At 74.2% G+C, this 18320-nt stretch carries 19 protein-coding genes and 1 riboswitch; of the genes, 18 read left to right on the top strand and 1 reads right to left on the bottom strand.

Annotated features, from left to right (window positions below; translation table 11 throughout):
- The first annotated feature begins 59 nt into the window (after positions 1–59).
- The 16 genes from mihF to K415_RS0116675 all read left to right on the top strand — a co-directional run bounded on the left by mihF (position 60) and on the right by K415_RS0116675 (position 15084).
- Complete coding sequence (gene mihF, locus K415_RS0116750) at positions 60–371, top strand: integration host factor, actinobacterial type (RefSeq protein WP_024288193.1); 312 nt, start codon at positions 60–62, stop codon at positions 369–371.
- Positions 372–436: 65 nt separating this feature from the next.
- Positions 437–1000 (top strand): guanylate kinase, encoded by a 564-nt coding sequence (gene gmk / locus K415_RS0116745; protein WP_024288192.1) that lies wholly within the window; start codon positions 437–439, stop codon positions 998–1000.
- Between the two features lie 100 nt (positions 1001–1100).
- Positions 1101–1364 (top strand): DNA-directed RNA polymerase subunit omega, encoded by a 264-nt coding sequence (gene rpoZ, locus K415_RS0116740; RefSeq protein ID WP_024288191.1) that lies wholly within the window; start codon positions 1101–1103, stop codon positions 1362–1364.
- Positions 1365–1395: 31 nt separating this feature from the next.
- Positions 1396–2610: a bifunctional phosphopantothenoylcysteine decarboxylase/phosphopantothenate--cysteine ligase CoaBC gene (coaBC, locus tag K415_RS0116735; protein WP_024288190.1), complete on the top strand. Its 1215-nt coding sequence runs from the start codon at positions 1396–1398 to the stop codon at positions 2608–2610.
- Between the two features lie 100 nt (positions 2611–2710).
- Complete coding sequence (gene metK, locus K415_RS0116730) at positions 2711–3913, top strand: methionine adenosyltransferase (RefSeq protein ID WP_024288189.1); 1203 nt, start codon at positions 2711–2713, stop codon at positions 3911–3913.
- 80 nt (positions 3914–3993) lie between these two features.
- Positions 3994–6195, top strand: a complete 2202-nt coding sequence (locus K415_RS0116725; RefSeq protein WP_024288188.1) for a primosomal protein N' — start codon at positions 3994–3996, stop codon at positions 6193–6195.
- A gap of 61 nt (positions 6196–6256) precedes the next feature.
- On the top strand, positions 6257–7192 hold the full coding sequence (gene fmt, locus K415_RS0116720) for a methionyl-tRNA formyltransferase (RefSeq protein ID WP_024288187.1): 936 nt from the start codon (positions 6257–6259) through the stop codon (positions 7190–7192).
- Positions 7189–8904, top strand: a complete 1716-nt coding sequence (locus K415_RS0116715; protein WP_024288186.1) for an RsmB/NOP family class I SAM-dependent RNA methyltransferase — start codon at positions 7189–7191, stop codon at positions 8902–8904. Before fmt ends, K415_RS0116715 begins: the two co-directional genes overlap by 4 nt.
- A 4-nt stretch (positions 8905–8908) precedes the next feature.
- On the top strand, positions 8909–9574 hold the full coding sequence (gene rpe / locus K415_RS0116710) for a ribulose-phosphate 3-epimerase (RefSeq protein WP_024288185.1): 666 nt from the start codon (positions 8909–8911) through the stop codon (positions 9572–9574).
- A 70-nt stretch (positions 9575–9644) separates the two neighbouring features.
- A riboswitch (FMN riboswitch) is annotated at positions 9645–9794 on the top strand.
- Positions 9795–9892: 98 nt separating this feature from the next.
- Positions 9893–10966: a bifunctional diaminohydroxyphosphoribosylaminopyrimidine deaminase/5-amino-6-(5-phosphoribosylamino)uracil reductase RibD gene (gene ribD, locus K415_RS0116705; RefSeq protein ID WP_024288184.1), complete on the top strand. Its 1074-nt coding sequence runs from the start codon at positions 9893–9895 to the stop codon at positions 10964–10966.
- The gene (locus K415_RS0116700) at positions 10966–11586 is read left to right on the top strand and encodes a riboflavin synthase (protein ID WP_024288183.1); all 621 of its coding nucleotides are present in this window, start codon (positions 10966–10968) and stop codon (positions 11584–11586) included. Before ribD ends, K415_RS0116700 begins: the two co-directional genes overlap by 1 nt.
- Complete coding sequence (locus K415_RS0116695) at positions 11583–12875, top strand: bifunctional 3,4-dihydroxy-2-butanone-4-phosphate synthase/GTP cyclohydrolase II (RefSeq protein ID WP_024288182.1); 1293 nt, start codon at positions 11583–11585, stop codon at positions 12873–12875. The genes K415_RS0116700 and K415_RS0116695 overlap by 4 nt, the downstream gene beginning before the upstream one ends.
- On the top strand, positions 12872–13339 hold the full coding sequence (ribH, locus tag K415_RS0116690) for a 6,7-dimethyl-8-ribityllumazine synthase (protein ID WP_024288181.1): 468 nt from the start codon (positions 12872–12874) through the stop codon (positions 13337–13339). Before K415_RS0116695 ends, ribH begins: the two co-directional genes overlap by 4 nt.
- Positions 13340–13426: 87 nt before the next feature.
- On the top strand, positions 13427–13690 hold the full coding sequence (locus tag K415_RS0116685) for a phosphoribosyl-ATP diphosphatase (protein WP_024288180.1): 264 nt from the start codon (positions 13427–13429) through the stop codon (positions 13688–13690).
- 75 nt (positions 13691–13765) lie between these two features.
- The gene (gene hisG, locus K415_RS0116680; protein WP_024288179.1) at positions 13766–14614 is read left to right on the top strand and encodes an ATP phosphoribosyltransferase; all 849 of its coding nucleotides are present in this window, start codon (positions 13766–13768) and stop codon (positions 14612–14614) included.
- Positions 14611–15084, top strand: a complete 474-nt coding sequence (locus K415_RS0116675) for a PH domain-containing protein (RefSeq protein ID WP_024288178.1) — start codon at positions 14611–14613, stop codon at positions 15082–15084. The genes hisG and K415_RS0116675 overlap by 4 nt, the downstream gene beginning before the upstream one ends.
- A gap of 31 nt (positions 15085–15115) precedes the next feature.
- Here K415_RS0116675 and K415_RS0116670 read toward each other — a convergent pair whose 3' ends face one another.
- Complete coding sequence (locus tag K415_RS0116670) at positions 15116–16255, bottom strand: DUF3866 family protein (protein WP_024288177.1); 1140 nt, start codon at positions 16253–16255, stop codon at positions 15116–15118.
- Positions 16256–16289: 34 nt separating this feature from the next.
- Here K415_RS0116670 and K415_RS0116665 point away from each other — a divergent pair, with 34 nt between their 5' ends.
- Together K415_RS0116665 and K415_RS0116660 are read left to right on the top strand one after the other, a co-directional pair.
- Positions 16290–17354, top strand: coding sequence for a YafY family protein (locus tag K415_RS0116665; protein WP_024288176.1), 1065 nt, complete (start codon positions 16290–16292; stop codon positions 17352–17354).
- Positions 17347–18312 (top strand): YafY family protein, encoded by a 966-nt coding sequence (locus K415_RS0116660; protein ID WP_029664000.1) that lies wholly within the window; start codon positions 17347–17349, stop codon positions 18310–18312. Before K415_RS0116665 ends, K415_RS0116660 begins: the two co-directional genes overlap by 8 nt.
- Positions 18313–18320 lie beyond the last annotated feature (8 nt).

Below are 18320 nucleotides of genomic sequence, written 5' to 3'. Positions count from 1 at the left end.
CTCGGCTCGCTAGGTTCGACACGTCCGTGACTTCCCCTCCGCGAAGAAGGTGACCCCGCGTGGCCCTACCGCCGCTCACACCCGAACAGCGTTCCGCTGCCCTGGCCAAGGCTGCCGCAGCCCGCCAGGCCCGAGCTGAGGTGAAGGCTCGCCTGAAGTACTCCCAGGGGTCCCTGGCCGAGGTCATCGAGCAGGGCCGCACGGACGACGTCATCGGCAAGCTCAAGGTCTCCGCCCTGCTGGAGTCGCTACCGGGCGTCGGGAAGATCAAGGCCCGCGCGATCATGGCCGAGATCGGGATCTCCGAGACCCGCCGGCTGCGCGGGCTCGGCCCGCACCAGGCCAAGGCGCTCGTCGAGCGGTTCGGCTGAACGGACCCTTGTCAGCACCCGAGAACCCTGAGTCCAGACCCGCCCGACCGGGCGTCCTCGCCCCGGTGGCGGTCTCGCGGCTGACCGTGCTGGCCGGCCCCACCGCGGTCGGCAAGGGCACGGTCTCGGCGGACGTCCGTGCGCGGTACCCGCAGGTGTGGCTCTCCGTCTCGGCCACGACGCGGCCGCCACGGCCCGGCGAGGTCGACGGCGTGCACTACTACTTCGTCGACGGCGCGGCCTTCGACGCGATGGCCGCCCGCGGCGAGCTGCTCGAGTGGGCGGTCGTGCACGGCCGGAACCGGTACGGGACCCCGCGCGGCCCGGTGCTGGAGCAGCTCGCCGCCGGCCGGCCCGCCCTGCTGGAGATCGACCTGGCCGGCGCCCGCCAGGTGCGGGCGGCCATGCCGGACGCCCGGTTCGTGTTCCTCGCGCCACCCAGCTGGGAGGAGCTCGAGCGCCGTCTGGTCGGACGCGGCACGGAGGATGCCGAGGAGCGCGCCCGGCGTCTTGCGACGGCCCGGATCGAGCTGGCTGCCGAGTCCGAGTTCGACCACGTGATCGTCAACGACGAGGTGCACCGCGCCACGGACGAGCTCATCGAGGTCATGGGGCTCACGAGGCGGTAGGATGGTGAAGTTGCCCGGGGCCAGGTGCCCTGGCGCCCGCCGCCCAGCGGCCCACAGATCTCGTGCCCACCGCCCGCCCACCCGAACACGGAGTGCGAACATGTCCGGAACTGTCGCCCACCCCGAGGGCATCACCGACCCGCCGATCGATGAGCTGCTCGCCGCCGCGGACTCCAAGTACGCCCTGGTGATCTACTCCGCCAAGCGTGCCCGCCAGATCAACGCCTACTACTCCCAGCTGAACGAGGGGCTGCTCGAGTACGTCGGCCCGCTGGTCGAGGCCCGTCACCAGGAGAAGGCGCTCTCCATCGCCATGCGTGAGATCAACGCCGGCCTGCTGACGGTCACACCGACCGACGGCTGAGCCCGACAGGCTCGGGAGCGGGGGAGTCGGCGTGCGCATCCTCCTGGGTGTGAGCGCAGGTATCGCGGCCTACAAGTCGGCCCTGCTGCTGCGCCTGCTCACCGAGGCCGGCCACGACGTCCGCGTCGTGCCCACCCGTGCCTCGCTGGAGTTCGTCGGTCGTGCCACCTGGGAGGCCCTGTCGGGCAACCCGGTGACCACCGGGGTCTTCGACGACGTCCCGGCGGTCGAGCATGTGCGGCTGGGCACGAGCGCCGACCTGGTGGTCGTCGCGCCGGCGACCGCCGACCTGCTCGCGCGTGCGGCAGCCGGACGAGCGGACGACCTGCTGACAGCCGCCCTGCTCACCGCGCGCTGCCCGGTGCTCATGGCACCGGCCATGCACACCGGGATGTGGGAGCACCCCGCGACCCGGGCGAACGTTGCGACCCTCCGGGGACGCGGCGTCGTGGTGCTCGACCCGGACTCCGGACGTCTCACCGGTCAGGACACGGGGCCCGGTCGCCTGCCGGAGCCCGCCGTGATCGCCGCGGCGGCGCTCGCCCTCGTCGCGTCGCCGCTGCCGGCCGATCTCGCCGGACGGCACGTGGTCGTCTCCGCGGGCGGGACCCGCGAGCCCGTCGACCCGGTGCGGTTCCTCGGGAACCGTTCGACGGGCACCCAGGGCATCGCGCTGGCCAAGGCGGCGACCGAGCGTGGTGCGCGCGTGACCCTGGTGGCGGCGAACGTCAGCCTGCCCACCCCGCACGGGGTCGAGGTCGTGGCCGTCGAGACCACGTCGGAGCTGCGCGAGGCGGTCCGCTCCGCAGGGGCGACGGCCGATGTCGTCGTGATGGCGGCCGCGGTCGCGGACTTCCGGCCGCTGACGACAGCCGAGCACAAGATGAAGAAGGTCGCGGGGGAGCCGGCGCCGTCGATCGCGCTCACCACGAACCCCGACATCCTCGCCGAGCTCGCGGCCGAGCGGCTGCACCCGGGGCAGGTGGTCGTCGGCTTCGCCGCTGAGACCGGCGACGGCGAGGGCAGCGTGCTCGACCACGGCCGCGCCAAGGCGCGCCGCAAGGGTGCCGACCTGCTGGTGGTCAACGCCGTCGGCCAGGGCAGGGGATTCGGCGGCGTCGACAACGACGTGACGATCGTCGACGAGCACGGCCAGGACGTCGCCGTGGCCGCCGGGTCGAAGGACGTGGTCGCGCACGCCGTCTGGGACGCGATCGTCCCGCTCCTCAAGCCCCTGGACGCCTGAGCGTCCCCAGGTCGCGTCCGCCCGCCGCTGCGCCGACGTGCCCGTGTCCGATGCCCGGACGGCCGAGGGAACCGCGCTGCGCGACGGTACGCTGACCGCCATGACCGATGCCTCCCAGCGCCTGTTCACGTCCGAGTCCGTGACCGAGGGACACCCCGACAAGGTCTGCGACCAGATCTCGGACGGCATCCTCGACGCGATGATCGCGCAGGACCCGCATGCCCGGGTCGCGGTCGAGACCATGGTGACCACGGGCCTGGTGCACGTGGCCGGCGAGGTGACGACCGAGGCGTACGTCGAGATCCCGCAGGTCGTCCGCGAGGTGCTCAACCGGATCGGCTACACGTCCTCGACGATCGGGTTCGACGCGCACTCGTGCGGTGTCTCGGTCTCGATCGGCCAGCAGTCGCCCGACATCGCCGCCGGTGTCGACAAGGCGTGGGAGATCCGCCAGGACTCGGGCGACCTCGACCCGCTCGACGCCCAGGGCGCCGGCGACCAGGGCCTGATGTTCGGCTACGCGAGCGACGAGACGCCGTCGCTGATGCCGTTGCCCATCTGGCTGGCCCACCGCCTCGCCGAGCGGCTCGCGATCATCCGCAAGGAAGGCACGATCGACTACCTCCGCCCGGACGGCAAGACCCAGGTCACCATCGCCTACGACGGGGACCGTCCGGTCCGCCTGGACACCGTCGTCGTGTCGACCCAGCACGACCCGGGCATCTCGCTCGAGACCCAGCTCGCCCCCGAGGTCGCCGAGCACGTCGTCGCGCCGATGCTCGAGGGCCTCGAGCTGGACACCACGGGACATCGACTGCTGATCAACCCGACCGGCACGTTCGTCATCGGCGGGCCGCAGGGCGACGCCGGCCTGACCGGACGCAAGATCATCGTCGACACCTACGGCGGGATGGCGCGACACGGCGGCGGGGCGTTCTCCGGCAAGGACCCGTCGAAGGTCGACCGCTCGGCCGCCTACGCGATGCGATGGGTCGCGAAGAACGTCGTAGCCGCAGGCCTCGCCCGTCGGTGCGAGGTCCAGGTCGCCTACGCGATCGGCGCATCCCACCCGGTCGGCCTGTTCGTGGAGACGTTCGGCACCGAGACCGTTCCGGTCGACCGTCTCACCAAGGCGATCCGTGAGGTCTTCGACCTGCGCCCCGCCGCCATCGTGCGGGACCTCAACCTGCTGCGACCGATCTACTCGCGCACCGCCGCCTACGGGCACTTCGGTCGCGAGCTCGCCGACTTCACCTGGGAGCGCACCGACCGGGTGCTCGACCTGCACTCTGCCCTCGGCTGAGCCGGTTCGCCGTCGGCTGAGCCGGTCCAGCGCGCTGTGGATGGTGCCGGCGTGACGGCGGGCCGTGGTGGGATGAGCGCGTGGACACCCCGGGCACCGCGGCAGCCGAGCAGCTGACGCTCGCCGGGCTGCCCGGCCCCCGCGCGCCCCGCCGGACCCGGCGGGCCGAGCCAGGCCCGGTCGCGACCGAGCTCCCGGTCGCCCGGGTGACTGTCGACCGGCCGCAGGCCCATCTCGACCGGGTCTTCGAGTACGCCGTCCCCGAGGCGCTGTCCGACGCCGCGCGCCCCGGCGTCCGGGTCAAGGTGCGGTTCGGTGGCCAGGACCTCGACGGTTACCTGCTCGAACGCGCTGCCGAGGCGGAGCACGACGGCGAGCTGACCCCCGTGCGTCGGGTCGTCTCGCCCGAGCCGGTGCTCACGCCCGAGGTGCTCGCCCTGGCGCGCGCCGTCGCGCGCCGCTACGCGGGCACCCTCGCCGACGTGCTCCGGCTGGCCGTGCCCCCACGGCACGCCAGGGTCGAGCAGGAGATGTGGTCGGTCCCGCCACCCACCGACGAGGCACCCGCGGACCGCATCCCGGAGACCGTCGCCGCACCGGACGGCTGGGACGCCTACACCGGTGGCGCAGCGTTCCTGCGACGGGTCGCCGCCGGGCAGGACCCTCGGGCGGTGTGGCAGGCGTTGCCCGGGTGCGCCGGGACGTCGTGGGCCGACGGCCTGGCGCAGGCCGCGCAGGCGGCCCTGGACGGTGGCCGTGGCGCGCTCGTCGTCCTGCCCTCTGCCGCCGAGGTGCGCCTCATGGAGCAGGCCCTGCTGCGCGCAGGCATCCGCGCCTGGACCCCAGGTGCGTCGCGTGGCTGGGTACGGCTGATGGCCGACGACGGACCCGCCGTCCGCTACCGGTCGTTCCTCGCTGTGCGCCGCGGCGCCGCAGACGTCGTGATCGGCACCCGGGCGGCGGCCTTCGCACCCGTCCGGCGACTCGGTCTCGCCGTGTGCTGGGACGACGCCGACCACCTGCACGCCGAACCCCGTGCGCCGTACCCGCATGCCCGCGACGTCCTGGCGATGCGCGCCGACCTGGAGCACTGCGCGGTGCTCGTCGGCGGACTCATCCGCTCGGTCGCGGCACAACGCTGGGTCACGACCGGATACGCCCGTGCGCTCGTCGCTCCGCGCGAGGTGGTCAGAGGCCGCACTCCTCGGGTCGTCGCCCTGACCGCTGTCGAGCTCGCCGCGGAGGGGCCCGCAGCGGCGGCTCGCCTTCCCGGTGCCGCCTGGCGTGCCGTCCGTGACGGCCTGACCCGCGGCCCGGTCCTGATCCAGGTGCCGCGCGCCGGCTACGTGCCGAGCATCGCCTGTGCCCGGTGCCGCACGATGGCACGCTGCCCCGGCTGCAACGGACCGCTGCACCTCCCGGCGAGCGGCAGCACCCCGCAGTGCCGGTGGTGCGGTCGGCTCGCCGGTGACTGGCGCTGCCCCGAGTGCTCGGCGACGACCCTCCGGTCGGTCCGGGTGGGATCCGACCGGACGGCCGAGGAGCTCGGTCGGGCCTTCCCCGGGGTGCCGGTGCGGATCTCTGGCGCCTCGGCCGCTGCCGGAGTGATCGCGGCGGTCGGCGAGGGGCCCGCCCTGGTGGTGGCCACGCCCGGCGCGGAGCCGGTTGCCGCCGCCGGGTACGCCGCCGCCCTGCTGCTCGACGCGGCGGTCGTGACCGGTCGCTCGTCGCTCGACGTCGCGGAGCAGGCGCTGCGGACCTGGATCAGCGCGGCAAGCCTCGTCCGCGGGGCGTCGGACGGGGGAGTGGTGCTGCTCGTCGGCGACGCGGCGCACGCCCCCACGCAGGCACTGGTCCGATGGGACCCGGCGGGGCTCGCCGAGCGCGAGCTGGCCGAGCGTGCCGAGCTCCGGCTCCCGCCCGCTGTCCACCTGGTGGCGCTCGACGGCCCCCGCGACGCCGTGGAGGCCCTGCTGGCGCGGATCACGCTGCCGGCCGGTTCCGAGGTCCTCGGCCCGCACGCCGTCGAGGCACCGAACGGGGCTCGTCCGGATGCCACGCGCGACGCGACGGGCGGCCTCGCCGCCGAGCCGGCAGCCGCCGTGCTGCCCGACCTGCTGCTCGAGCCGGAGAGCCGACGGCCGGTGCGTGCCCTGGTGCGTGCACCGTGGGACGTCGCCGCCGAGGTCACCGCGAGCATCGCGGCAGCGGTCGCCACGCGCAGCGCCAAGCGCGAGCCCGGTTCGGTCCGGGTCCAGGTCGAACCCGTCGACGTCCTCTGAGCGCGATGGGCCCCGTCGGGACTGCGCGGGCCGGGCGGCCGCAGCCGCCTAGGATCGACGCATGCGTCTGCTGTTCGTCGGGACCCCGGCGGTTGCCCTCCCCACGCTCGACGCCCTGCTCGACTCCGGGCACGAGGTCGTCGCGGTCCTGACCCGGCCCGACGCTCCCGCCGGCCGTGGGCGTAGGACGACCGCGAGCCCGGTCAAGGAGCGGGCCCGGGCGGCGGGGGTCGAGGTGCTGACACCGCGGTCGCCGGGCGACCCCGACCTGCGTACCCACCTGGCGTCCCTGGACCTGAACTGCGCGCCGGTCGTCGCCTACGGCGGGCTCCTGCCGCAGGCCCTGCTCGACATCCCGACCCTCGGCTGGGTGAACCTGCACTTCTCCCTGCTGCCGGCCTGGCGCGGAGCGGCACCCGTGCAGCACTCGTTGCTGCACGGCGACGAGGTCACCGGCGCGACGACTTTCCGGATCGAGGCGGGTCTGGACACCGGTCCGGTGTACGGGACCCTGACCGAGACCATCCGGCCCCGCGACACGTCGGGTGACCTGCTCGACCGGCTGGCCCGCGCCGGCTCCGGACTGATGCTCGCGACCCTCGACGGCCTCGCCGACGGTTCGCTCGTCGCTGTCCCGCAGCCCCAGGAGGGTGTGAGCCTCGCGCCGCGGCTGACCAAGGACGACGGTCGGGTCCGGTGGGAGCACCCCGCCCTGGCCACCGACCGGCGGGTCCGCGCGTGCACCCCCGCACCCGGGGCCTGGACGACGGCTCCGGACGGGACCCGCCTCAAGCTCGGCCCGGTCCGGCTGCGCGCGGACGTGACCGACCTCGCGCCGGGCGAGCTCGCCGTCGGGCGCGCCGAGGTGCTCGTCGGGACCGGGACGCATGCCGTGGCACTCGGTGACGTCGAGGCCGCCGGCCGGCGGTTGATGCCGGCGGCCGACTGGGCTCGGGGCGCACGGCCCACCGACGGCGCACGACTGGGGACCTCATGACCGAGCACGGCGACCGACACGGCAGGCACGAGGGCAGCGACCGGCACGGCGACAAGCACGGCAGTGACAAGCACGGCAGTGACAAGCACGGCAGTGACAAGCACAGCGGTGACAAGCACAGCAGTGACAAGCACAGCGCCGGCGAGGGCGGCGCGCGACGCGACGCTGCCGGCCGGCAGCGTGGGCCGGCGCGGGCAGCGGGTCGGTCCGCGCCACGTACCAGCCAGACGCCCGCGGAGCGCCGGCGCACCGGTGACCCGGCCAGGACGGCGGCCTTCGACGTGCTCCGCGAGGTCGCGGAGTCCGAGGCCTACGCCAACCTCGTGCTGCCCCCCATGCTGCGGCACCGCGGGATCACCGGGCGGGATGCCGGGTTCGCGACCGAGCTCGCCTACGGCACGCTGCGGCTCCTCGGCCGGTACGACGCGGTGATCGTGATCGCAGCCCAGCGACCGACGTCCGCGATCGACCCGCCCGTCCTCGACCTGCTGCGGCTCGGCGCACACCAGCTGCTGGCCATGCGGGTGCCGCCGCACGCGGCGGTCTCCGAGACGGTCGCCCTGGCGCGCGGTCGGGTCGGAGCCGGTGCCGCACAGTTCGTCAACGCCGTGCTGCGCACGATCTCCGCCACACCCCTCCCGGAGTGGCTGAGCCGGATCGAGGAGGCGGCTGGTCCTGACGACACCGCACGCCTCGCCGTCGCCTACAGCCACCCGGCGTGGATCGTCCGGGCGATGCGCCAGGCGCTGATGGCCGACCATCGTGACCCGGCCGAGCTGGACGAGCTGCTCGACGCCGACAACGCACCACCCGCGGTGACCGTCGTGGCGCGTCCGGGCCTTGCCGACCGGGCCGAGGTCCTCGACGCATCACCCGGTGCCGTCGCAGGACGATGGACGCCGACCGCCGTGGTGCTGCGCGGGGGCGATCCCGCCGGCGTGCCGGGGATGCGAGAGGGCCGGGTCGGCGTCCAGGACGAAGGCAGCCAGCTCGTGGCCCTTGCCCTGGCTGCCGTCGAGATCGAGCCACGCGCGCGCGGCACGGGCACCCCGGACCGCGGCACCGGAGCCGCGGGCGAGGTGTGGCTCGACCTGTGCGCCGGACCGGGCGGCAAGGCGGCGCTGCTCGGGGCGATCGCCGTCGGCCGTGGCGCGAGCCTGGTCGCCAACGAGCTCGCGCCCCACCGGGCACTGCTCGTCGAACGCGCTGTCGCCGCCCTGCCCGGTGCGACCGTGCAGGTCCGGTGCGCCGACGGCCGCGACGCCGGGACGCTCGAGCCGGGCCGGTACGACCGCGTGCTGGTCGACGCACCGTGCACCGGCCTCGGGGCCCTTCGGCGCCGGCCCGAGTCACGATGGCGACGCACCCCGGCCGATCTCGGTCCGCTGACCGAGCTGCAGCGCACCTTGCTCGGTTCGGCGCTGGACGCCGTCCGGCCGGGCGGGGTGGTGGCCTACGCGACCTGTTCGCCGCACATGGCCGAGACGCAGCTCGTGGTGCGGGACGTGCTCAAGCGCCGCGACGATGTCGTCCAGCTCGATGCCCGGGACGCGGTGCGAGCGGTCGCGGGACCCGACATCGAGCTCGGCACGGGGCCGTGGGTCCAGCTGTGGCCGCACGTGCACGGCACGGACGCCATGCACCTCGTCCTGCTGCGCAAGGTGTCCTCCGCCGTGTCGGCTCCCGCCGACCCCGACCCCACGGGAGACTGACGTCATGGACGTCCTGATCACCCCGAGCATCCTCTCGGCCGACTTCACCAACCTCGAGGCCGAGCTCGGCCGGATCGCGTCCGCCGACTTCGCGCACGTCGACGTCATGGACAACCACTTCGTGCCGAACCTGACGATCGGGCTGCCGGTCGTCGAACGGCTCGTCCGCGTCTCCCCGGTGCCGGTCGACGTGCACCTGATGATCGAGGACCCGGACCGGTGGGCGCCGGGCTTCGCCGAGGTGGGCGCCGCATCGGTCACCTTCCACGCCGAGGCCGCCCAGGCACCCGTGCGGTTGGCGCGCGAGCTGCGGCGGCTCGGCGCCCGGGCCGGGCTCGCGCTGCGCCCGGCGACCCCGGTGGAACCCTTCCTCGACCTGCTCGGCGAGATCGACATGCTGCTCGTGATGACTGTCGAGCCCGGCTTCGGCGGGCAGCCGTTCATCGACGGCACCCTGCCCAAGATCCGGCGCGCCCGCCAGGCGATCGGCGAGTCCGGCCTCGACGTGTGGGTGCAGGTCGACGGCGGTGTCTCGGTCACGACGATCGAGCGCGCGGCCGAGGCCGGCGCCAACGTCTTCGTCGCAGGGTCGGCCGTGTACGGGGCCGACGACGCTGCCGCCGCGATCAGCGAGCTGCGCCGCCTCGCGGCGCTCGGCCACCGGCACTGACGCGCCCCGACCCCGCGCGCCGCCGGATCCCGGCGGCGACCCGGTCTGTGGCAGACTGACCGACGAACACGTACGTGCTCCGGGGTCGGTGAAAATCCGAGCCGGCGGTGACAGTCCGCGACCCGGTCCATGGCGCAGCCCTTGTGGCAGCACCCGGACCGGTTGACCTGGTGGAACTCCAGGACCGACGGTCAAAGTCCGGATGGGAGGAAGCACGTGGCGTCCGACTCGGCGGAGCTCGCAGCCGCACAGGTCGCGACGTCGTGCATGACGCCTGTCGTGCCCAACCCCGGAGCCTGAGCGCTCGGGGAGGTGCACATGGCTGACGGTCACCAGCGGGAGATGGTCGCGATGGACCGCGCCCTCGAGCTCGCCGTCCTGGGTCCGGCACACGGCCCGAACCCCCGGGTCGGCTGCGTGCTCCTCGCCGCGGACGGCCGCACGATCGCCGAGGGCCATCACGCGGGTGCCGGGACCCCCCACGCCGAGGCGGCGGCCCTTGCCGCGGCACGGGCGAGCGGGGCGGACCCGACCGGTTCGACAGCCGTCGTCACCCTCGAGCCCTGTGCGCACACCGGCCGCACCGGTCCGTGCACCGACGCCCTGATCGCCGCCGGGGTCGCCCGCGTGGTGTACGCGGTGGACGACCCGAACCACGCCGCGGCGGGCGGGGCGCGCCGGCTCGCGGCCGCCGGCGTCGACGTCGTCGGCGGTGTGCGCCGCGACGAGGGCGAACGCGTGCTGCGGATCTGGCTGCACGCCCTGCGGACCGGCCGCCCCTTCGTGACGGTGAAGATCGCGACCACCCTGGACGGGCGGGTCGCCGCCGCCGACGGCTCGAGCCGGTGGATCACGTCGCCGGAGGCACGGCAGCACGCACACCGGTTCCGGGCGACCGTCGACGCGCTCGCGATCGGCACGGGCACGGCCCTGGTCGACGACCCGGCCCTCACCGCGCGCACGGCGGACGGCGGCCTCGACCCGCACCAGCCGCTGCGGGTCGTCGTCGGTCACCGCCCCGTGCCGCCGGCCGCGCGCCTGCACGGGCCCGGCGGGGAACTCGTCACGCTGCGTACCCACGACGTCGCCGAGGTCCTGGGGCAGCTGGCCGCCCGCGAGGTCCGGCACCTGCTCGTCGAGGGCGGGCCGAGACTGGCCGCGGCGTTCCTGCGGTCCGGCACCGTCGACGAGATCCACGCCTACGTCGCTCCGGTGCTGCTGGGAGCAGGTCCCGCCGCCGTCGCCGATCTGGGCATCGAATCGATCGCCGACGCGCTGCGGCTGCACACCCGGCAGGTCGAGGTCGTCGGGCCGGACCTGCTGATCGTCGGCGAGCCGCTCCGCCGAACCACCACGACGCACCCACCAGCCAACGCACCGAAGGAGACCTGATGTTCACCGGGATCATCGAGGAGATCGGCACCGTCGTCGCCCTCGAGCCGGGTGGCGGCGACGCGCGTCTGACGCTGCGCGGTCCGCTGGTCACGACCGGCACGCACCCGGGCGACTCGATCGCCGTCGACGGCTGCTGCCTGACGGTGACCGAGATCAACGACGGCGACTTCGTGGTCGACGTCATGCCCGAGACCCTGCGCCGCAGCACGCTCGGTGCCCTGCGGATCGGGGCGCCGGTGAACCTCGAGCGGGCCGTCCGGGCCGACGGCCGCCTCGACGGACACCTGGTCCAGGGTCATGTCGACGGTGTGGGGACGCTGCGCAGCCGCACCCCTGGCCCGCGGTGGGACGACCTCGTGCTCGGCTGCCCGGTGGAGCTCGCCCGGTACGTCGCCGAGAAGGGCTCGATCACCGTCTCCGGGGTCTCGCTGACGATCACCCAGGCGGGCGACGACAGCTTCGGGGTCTCGCTCATCCCGACGACCCTGCGCGCCACGACGCTCGGCCGGCTCGAGGTCGGTGACCCGGTGAACCTCGAGGTCGACGTGATCGCCAAGTACGTCGAGCGGCTGATGGGCCGGGCCGCTCCGGCTCCGGCCGGGGGAGAGCTGCTGTGAGCGGGGCTCAGCAGACCGACCGGGTGCTGCTCGGCACCGTCGAGGACGCGATCGACGCCCTGCGGGCCGGTCGGCCGGTCCTGGTCGCCGACTCACCGGACCGTGAGAACGAGGCCGATGTCATCCTCGCGGCACAGTCGGCCACGGCCGAGTGGGTCGGCTGGACCATCCGGCACTCGTCCGGCTACCTGTGCGCACCGATGCCGGCCGACCGTGCGGACGCGCTCGAGCTGCCGCTGATGGTGCCGCACAGCCAGGACCCGCGACGCACCGCCTACACGGTGACCGTCGATGCGGTCGACGGGGTCACGACCGGCATCTCGGCCGCGGACCGTGCCCGCACCCTGCAGGTCCTCGCCGATCCGGCCGCCGGGCCGCACAGCGTGATCCGACCGGGCCACGTGCTGCCGCTGCGAGCCGTCCCCGGAGGGGTCCTGCACCGCGCCGGGCACACCGAGGCCGCCGTCGACCTGTGCCGGCTCGCCGGGCTCGAGCCGGTCGCCGGGATCGCCGAGCTCGTGCACGACGACGGCTCGATGATGCGGCTCGTCGATGCCGCGGCACTCGCCCGCGCCGAGGGACTGGTCATCCTGACCATCCAGGACCTGATCGCCTGGCGGCGCACGCACGGCGACATCCCCGCCGCGGACGGCGTGGCGGTCGTCCCCGAGCGTCGCGTGCACGCGACGAGCACGGCGCGCCTGCCGACCCGGCACGGTCTGTTCGTGGTGCACGGCTACCGCGACCTGCGCACCGGCGCCGGTCACGTCGCCCTCGTCCCGGTCGACGTCGAGTCGCCCGCACGCGTCCCGGTCGTCCGGGTGCACTCCGAGTGCCTGACCGGTGATGCTTTCGGCTCGGTGCGGTGCGACTGCGGACCCCAGCTCGACACCTCGCTCGAGCAGGTCGCCAAGAGCGGCGGCGCCGTGGTCTACCTGCGCGGTCACGAGGGCCGCGGCATCGGTCTGCTGTCCAAGATCGACGCCTATGCCCTCCAGGACGCCGGCTTCGACACCGTGGAGGCCAACCTGGAGCTGGGCCTCCCGGCCGATCGTCGCGAGTACGGCGCAGCGGCGTCGATCCTGCTCGACCTCGGGCTCGACACGATCCGCCTGCTGACCAACAACCCGGCGAAGGTGACCGGACTGAGCGTGCACGGCGTCGTGATCGACGAGGTCCTGCCGATCGAGGTGGGCCGGACGTCGGAGAACGCCGCCTACCTGCACACCAAGGCGGTGGCCATGGGCCATCTGCTGACCCGTCACGACGTCCAGGAGGAGTCACGATGAGCGGTGCCGGAGCACCCAGCCTGCAGGTCGACGGCCGCGGGCTGCGCATCACGATCGTCGCGGCGAGCTGGCACACCCAGGTCATGGACGGTCTGCTCGCAGGAGCGCTGAGGGCCCTGGCCGCTGCCGGCGTGATCGACGTCCGGGTCGTCCGGGTTCCCGGGTCCTTCGAGCTGCCGGTCGCCGCGGCCCGGCTCGCACGCAACGGCGTGGACGCCGTCGTCGCGCTCGGCGTGGTCATCCGGGGCGGCACACCGCACTTCGACTACGTCTGCAGCGCAGCGACCCTCGGCCTGACCGAGGTGACGGTCCGCACCGGCGTCCCGGTCGGCTTCGGGCTGCTGACCTGCGACGACGAAGCGCAGGCCCTCGACCGGGCCGGACTGCCCGGATCGCGTGAGGACAAGGGTGCCGAGGCGGCCGAGGCGGCAGTGGCCACGGCCGTCGCCCTGCGCGAGGTCTAGGGCCACCGAGGGGCCGCTCGACCGGTCGGCGGCTCCTGCGTGGACACCGCCGCAGTCCACGGGTGCGGACGTCTAGGCTCTACCGACGTGAAGACGTTCGACTCGCTGTTCGCAGAGCTGACCGACAAGGCCAGCACCCGTCCGCCCGGCTCGGGCACCGTCGTCGAGCTCGACGCGGGTGTCCATGCGATCGGCAAGAAGATCGTCGAGGAGGCCGCCGAGGTGTGGATGGCCGCCGAGCACGAGGGCGACGAGCGCACCGCGGAGGAGATCTCCCAGCTGCTCTACCACCTGCAGGTCCTCATGATCGCCCGCGGGCTGACCCTCGAGGACGTCTACGCGCACCTCTGAGCCCATCTCAGGCGCCCATCACAGCAGTGACCACCGTCGGGCCTGTCGACCGCCCGCTGACCGCCGAGGATCCCCGTGCTCCGCATCGCCGTCCCGAACAAGGGCTCGCTGTCCGAGCCGGCCTCCGACATGCTCCGCGAGGCGGGCTACCGCCAGCGCCGGGACTCCCGGGAGCTCGTCCTGCCCGACCCGGACAACGACGTCGAGTTCTTCTTCCTGCGACCGCGGGACATCGCGGTCTACGTCGGGGAGGGCACCGTCGACGCCGGCATCACCGGGCGTGACCTGCTGCTCGACTCCGCCTCGACGGCGACCGAGCACCTCGAGCTCGGCTTCGCCAGGTCGACGTTCCGGTTCGCCGCCCCGGCAGGGGAGTTCACCGAGGTCGCACAGATCTCCGGCCACCGGGTCGCCACGTCCTACCCGGTCCTGGTGGCCGACTACCTGCGCTCGCACGGGGTCGAGGCATCCGGTGTCGTGCGGCTCGACGGCGCGGTCGAGACCGCGATCCGGCTCGGCGTCGCCGACGTCATCGCCGACGTCGTGGAGACCGGCACGACGCTGCGCGCGGCCGGGCTCGAGATCTTCGCCGAGCCGATCCTGCGGTCGCAGGCGATCCTGGTACGTCGTGGCGACGGCCCGGAGCCGGTCGGCCTCGACGTCCTGACCCGGCGGATCCAGGGCGTGCTCACGGCCCGCCAGTACGTCCTGATGGACTACGACGTCCCGCTGACCCTGGTCGACCAGGCCGTCGCCATCACGCCCGGTCTCGAGTCGCCCACGGTGTCCCCGCTGCACAACCGCGAGTGGGCCGCGGTCCGTGCGATGGTCCCCCGCGACGAGACCAACCGTGTCATGGATGCGCTGTACGACGTCGGCGCCCGCGCGATCCTGGTCACCTCGATCCACGCCTGCCGGTTGTGACGGCCGCGGCAGGGCGCGACGAGGCCGATCTGTACCGGCCCTTCCGTCCGCGTGCCGCCCGGATCGTCTCGATCGTGCTCGCGATCGTCGTGCTGGCCATGATGATCACCCTGGCCGCCGTGCTGCCCCAGGTGGCCCCTGGTCGCCAGTCCTGGCTCGACCGCGCCGGGATCGTTGCCTTCGGGGCGCTGGTCGCCTGGTTCCTGATGCGCCAGGCAGGGGTCCGTGCCGACCCGGACCGTGAGGGGCTGACCGTCCGCAACCTCATGCTCACGCGCCGGGTCACCTGGGTGCAGGTCGTCTCGGTCCGTTTCGGCCAGGGCCGTCCGTGGGTCCAGCTCGACCTCGACGAGGGCGACCTCCTGGCGGTGATGGCCGTCCAGCAAGCAGACGGTGCCCTGGCTGCGAACGAGGCGCGACGCCTGGCCACGCTCGTCGCCCTGCACTCACAGACCCCCCGGGACGACTGAGCACAGGCTGTTCCCGGTCGCCCGGGTGTGCTCAGGGCGCGATCGAGACCGCGTGGACACCGGCGACCGCCGCAGCGAGGAAGGCCTCCGGATCGGCGTCGAGACCTCGGCCCATCGTCGTCAGGCGGACCGGGCTCGTCCCGAGGGCAGCCAGGAGGTCGGCGCCGGCAGCCACCTCGACCAGCCGGTGGCCACCGTGCGCCGCGCACAGCTCGCCCGCCTGCTCGCGGACCCGGGCCAGCAACGCCGCACGGGCGGCGTCCCGCCAGGGCGCATCCGCGTCGGCCGGGTCGGCCACGGGCACCACGACGTCTGCCGCGGCCAGCGCGACCCTGCCGTAGGCGGTGAGCGAGTGGTGGGATATCCCGCGGTGCCGCTCCCGCGGGTCGGCACCGGAGACCCGGAGCGAGGCCACCGACTGGCCACCGAGCGTCGCGACGGCGTTGACGGCCTCGCCGGCAGCGACGCCCGAGAAGCCCCAGCGGGTGCCCGTGCCGAGGTTCCCGGGGCCCTGCGCGACGACGACCAGCTCCGCGTCGCAGACCAGCCGCGCGGCCAGCAGCCCGGTGTGGACGGTGACCGCCTCGAGGTCGCCCCCGAAGGCCTGCCCCACCGTGACGCACGCGTCCAGCCAGCCGGCCTCGCGCAGCCCGGAGGCAGTCCGCGAGAACCAGGCGGGCAGCGCCCCGCCATCGGTCATGACGTAGACGACCCGCGGCGGACGCCGCCCGGCGATCGTCGCGGCGTGGCGGGCGCCGGCGACGACGGCCGGCAGCGCCGAGTGCAGGTCGGCGACGACGACCGGCATCCCGGCCAGGTCGTCGGCATCGCGCAGCAGCCCGTGGTGCGGTGACTCCTGCTCGTCGACGCCGAGCACCATGGCCTGCAGCGGCGTGTAGCGGGCCTTGACCAGGTGTCCGGGACCCGGCTCGGGATCCGCGGGCAGCGCATCGGGTCGGGCGACGACCAGGGCGTAGCCGCCGGTGCCCAGCCCTCTGGCCTGCGCCGAGACGTTGAGCAGGACCCGGTCGCCGACAGCGGGCTCGCCGACCAGCGCCGGGTAGGCAAGGGCTCGCATCGGCTCGCCGCCATCGGTCGCCACGTCCAGCTCGACGGCGCCGGACCACGCCTCGGCGAGCGACACCACAGTTCCGGAGCGCCAGGTGATCACCCCCGCACGCTACCGGCCGCTAGCGTGTGGCGTGATGTCCGACTCCCTGCCCCCCGCCGAGCGGCTGCTCAACCTCGTGATCGCGCTGGTCAACACCAGCGGCCGGATGACGAAGGAGCAGATCCGCTCGTCTGTCGCGGGCTACGACCCGGAGGCGAGCGACGACGCCTTCGAGCGCATGTTCGAGCGCGACAAGGAGACCCTGCGGGACCTTGGCGTCCCGGTCGTCACGGTGACCAGCGCCGCGCACGGTGACGAGCAGGGCTACCGGGTCGACCCGGACGCGTACTCGCTGCCGCCGATGGAGCTCAGCGCCGCACAGCTCGGCGTGCTGGCCCTCGCGGCGGAGCTCTGGCAGGACCAGACCCTGCGCACCGACGCCAACCGCGGGCTGACGAAGCTGCGTGTGGTGGGTGCCACCCCGTCCGAGACCGACGCCGTCGCCGGCCTGGCACCCCGGATCCACCCCGCGGGACCGGCGCTCGGCCCGCTGCTCGACGCCGCCAACGCCCGCCAGGTCGTGAGCTTCACCTATCGCGCGGCGAGCACGGGCGAGGTGCTGACCCGGCGGGTCGAGCCGTGGCGCCTGATCGCCTCCCGCGGCGGCTGGTACCTGGTCGGCAACGACCAGGCCCGGAGCGCTCCCCGGGTGTTCCGGCTCAGCCGGATCGTCGGTCCGGTGACGCTCCTCGGCGAGCCTTCGGCCTTCGTCGTCCCGGCCGACGCCGACCCGTTGGCCCTGCTCGTCAACGCCCAGCAGGGCGCGGACCGCACCGCCTGGCTGGCCGTCGCCCCGGACCGTGCCGGGGCGCTGCGGTCCCGCGCGGTCGTGCCCGACGAGGTCCAGGCGCAGGAGGCGGCCCTGGCGTCGGTGCCCGTCGGGATGGACGTGCTGGCGGTGCCGTACTCGCGGACGACCGACCTCGCGGACGAGATCACGGGCTACACCGACGCGGTCGTCGTCCTGGCGCCACCGGACCTGCGCGAGGAGGTCGTGCGCCGGCTGCGCGAGGCCGTCGCGATGGGTGAGCGCCTGAGCGGGGCGAGCCCGCCCGACGGGACCGCCGCAGCGCACGAGGGAGGTGTCGACCGTGGCTGAGCGCACGCCCGACCGGCTGGTCCGCCTGCTGGGCATGGTGGCCTACCTCGACCGGCAGGACGGCGTCCCCGTCGACCAGCTCGCCGCACACTTCGGTGTCTCGCCCGAGCAGGTCCTGCGCGACGTCGACACGCTGTGGATGTCCGGCACACCCGGGTACTGGCCGGACGACCTGATCGACTTCGACGCCGGCTCCCTCGAGTCCGGGCTCGTGCGGCTGGTCCAGGCCCGGGGCATGTCTCGCGCCCTGCGGCTCGGGACGCGCGAGGCGGTCGCCCTGGTGGCTGCGCTGCGCGCGCTGCAGGAGTCGGTCGCGGCGTCGCTCGACCCCCAGGAGCGTGCCGTGCTCGCCAGCACGCTCGAGACCCTCACGGCGGCGACCGGTGAGGCTGCCGCGACCGTCGACGTGCACCTGGCCGTCGATGCGGCGCCCGAGGTGGTGCGTGCCGCTCGGACGGCCATCCGGGACGGCCACCGGCTCCGGGTGCGCTACGTCGATGCCGCGGACACGATCAGCCGGCGGGACGTCGACCCCTGGCAGCTGCTCACCGGTGACGAACACTCCTACCTGCAGGCCTGGTGCCACAGCGCCGGTGGCGAGCGACTCTTCCGGCTGGACCGGATCCTCGAGGCGGTCGTGCTGCCGACCACCGTGACCCGCCGGCCCGGTCCGCCACGGGACGCCACCGCGTTCCGGCCGACCGACGAGCACGAGCAGGTCCGGATCGATCTCGACGGACGGGCCCGGTGGGTCGCCGAGCAGCTCCCGGTCGAGGAGATCGTCGAGCTGCCGGACGACGGCTTCCGGGTCAGCCTGCGGGTCGCCTCGCCGGCGTGGCTCCGCCACCTCCTGCTGCGGCTGGCCGACGACGTGCGCGCCGTCGAGCCGCCGCACCTGGCGACCGACGCGGCCGAGGCGGCGCGCAGCGCACTGGCCGCCTACGGCGATAGCGCGTGACGGGCACT

The sequence above is a fragment of the Cellulomonas sp. KRMCY2 genome, from assembly GCF_000526515.1.
Lineage (GTDB): Bacteria > Actinomycetota > Actinomycetes > Actinomycetales > Cellulomonadaceae > Actinotalea.
The sequence above is the reverse complement of the archived record's forward strand: the minus strand, read 5'-3'. Positions and strand labels throughout refer to the sequence as shown.

What these genes read in the sequence shown, in the direction of transcription:
- rpoZ (WP_024288191.1), top strand. Translation starts at nt 1,101, where the DNA reads ATGTCCGGAACTGTCGCCCACCCCGAGGGCATCACCGACCCGCCGATC.
- K415_RS0116700 (WP_024288183.1), top strand. Translation starts at nt 10,966, where the DNA reads ATGTTCACCGGGATCATCGAGGAGATCGGCACCGTCGTCGCCCTCGAG.
- ribH (WP_024288181.1), top strand. Translation starts at nt 12,872, where the DNA reads ATGAGCGGTGCCGGAGCACCCAGCCTGCAGGTCGACGGCCGCGGGCTG.
- K415_RS0116715 (WP_024288186.1), top strand. Translation starts at nt 7,189, where the DNA reads ATGACCGAGCACGGCGACCGACACGGCAGGCACGAGGGCAGCGACCGG.
- ribD (WP_024288184.1), top strand. Translation starts at nt 9,893, where the DNA reads ATGGCTGACGGTCACCAGCGGGAGATGGTCGCGATGGACCGCGCCCTC.
- fmt (WP_024288187.1), top strand. Translation starts at nt 6,257, where the DNA reads ATGCGTCTGCTGTTCGTCGGGACCCCGGCGGTTGCCCTCCCCACGCTC.
- K415_RS0116665 (WP_024288176.1), top strand. Translation starts at nt 16,290, where the DNA reads ATGTCCGACTCCCTGCCCCCCGCCGAGCGGCTGCTCAACCTCGTGATC.
- metK (WP_024288189.1), top strand. Translation starts at nt 2,711, where the DNA reads ATGACCGATGCCTCCCAGCGCCTGTTCACGTCCGAGTCCGTGACCGAG.
- rpe (WP_024288185.1), top strand. Translation starts at nt 8,909, where the DNA reads ATGGACGTCCTGATCACCCCGAGCATCCTCTCGGCCGACTTCACCAAC.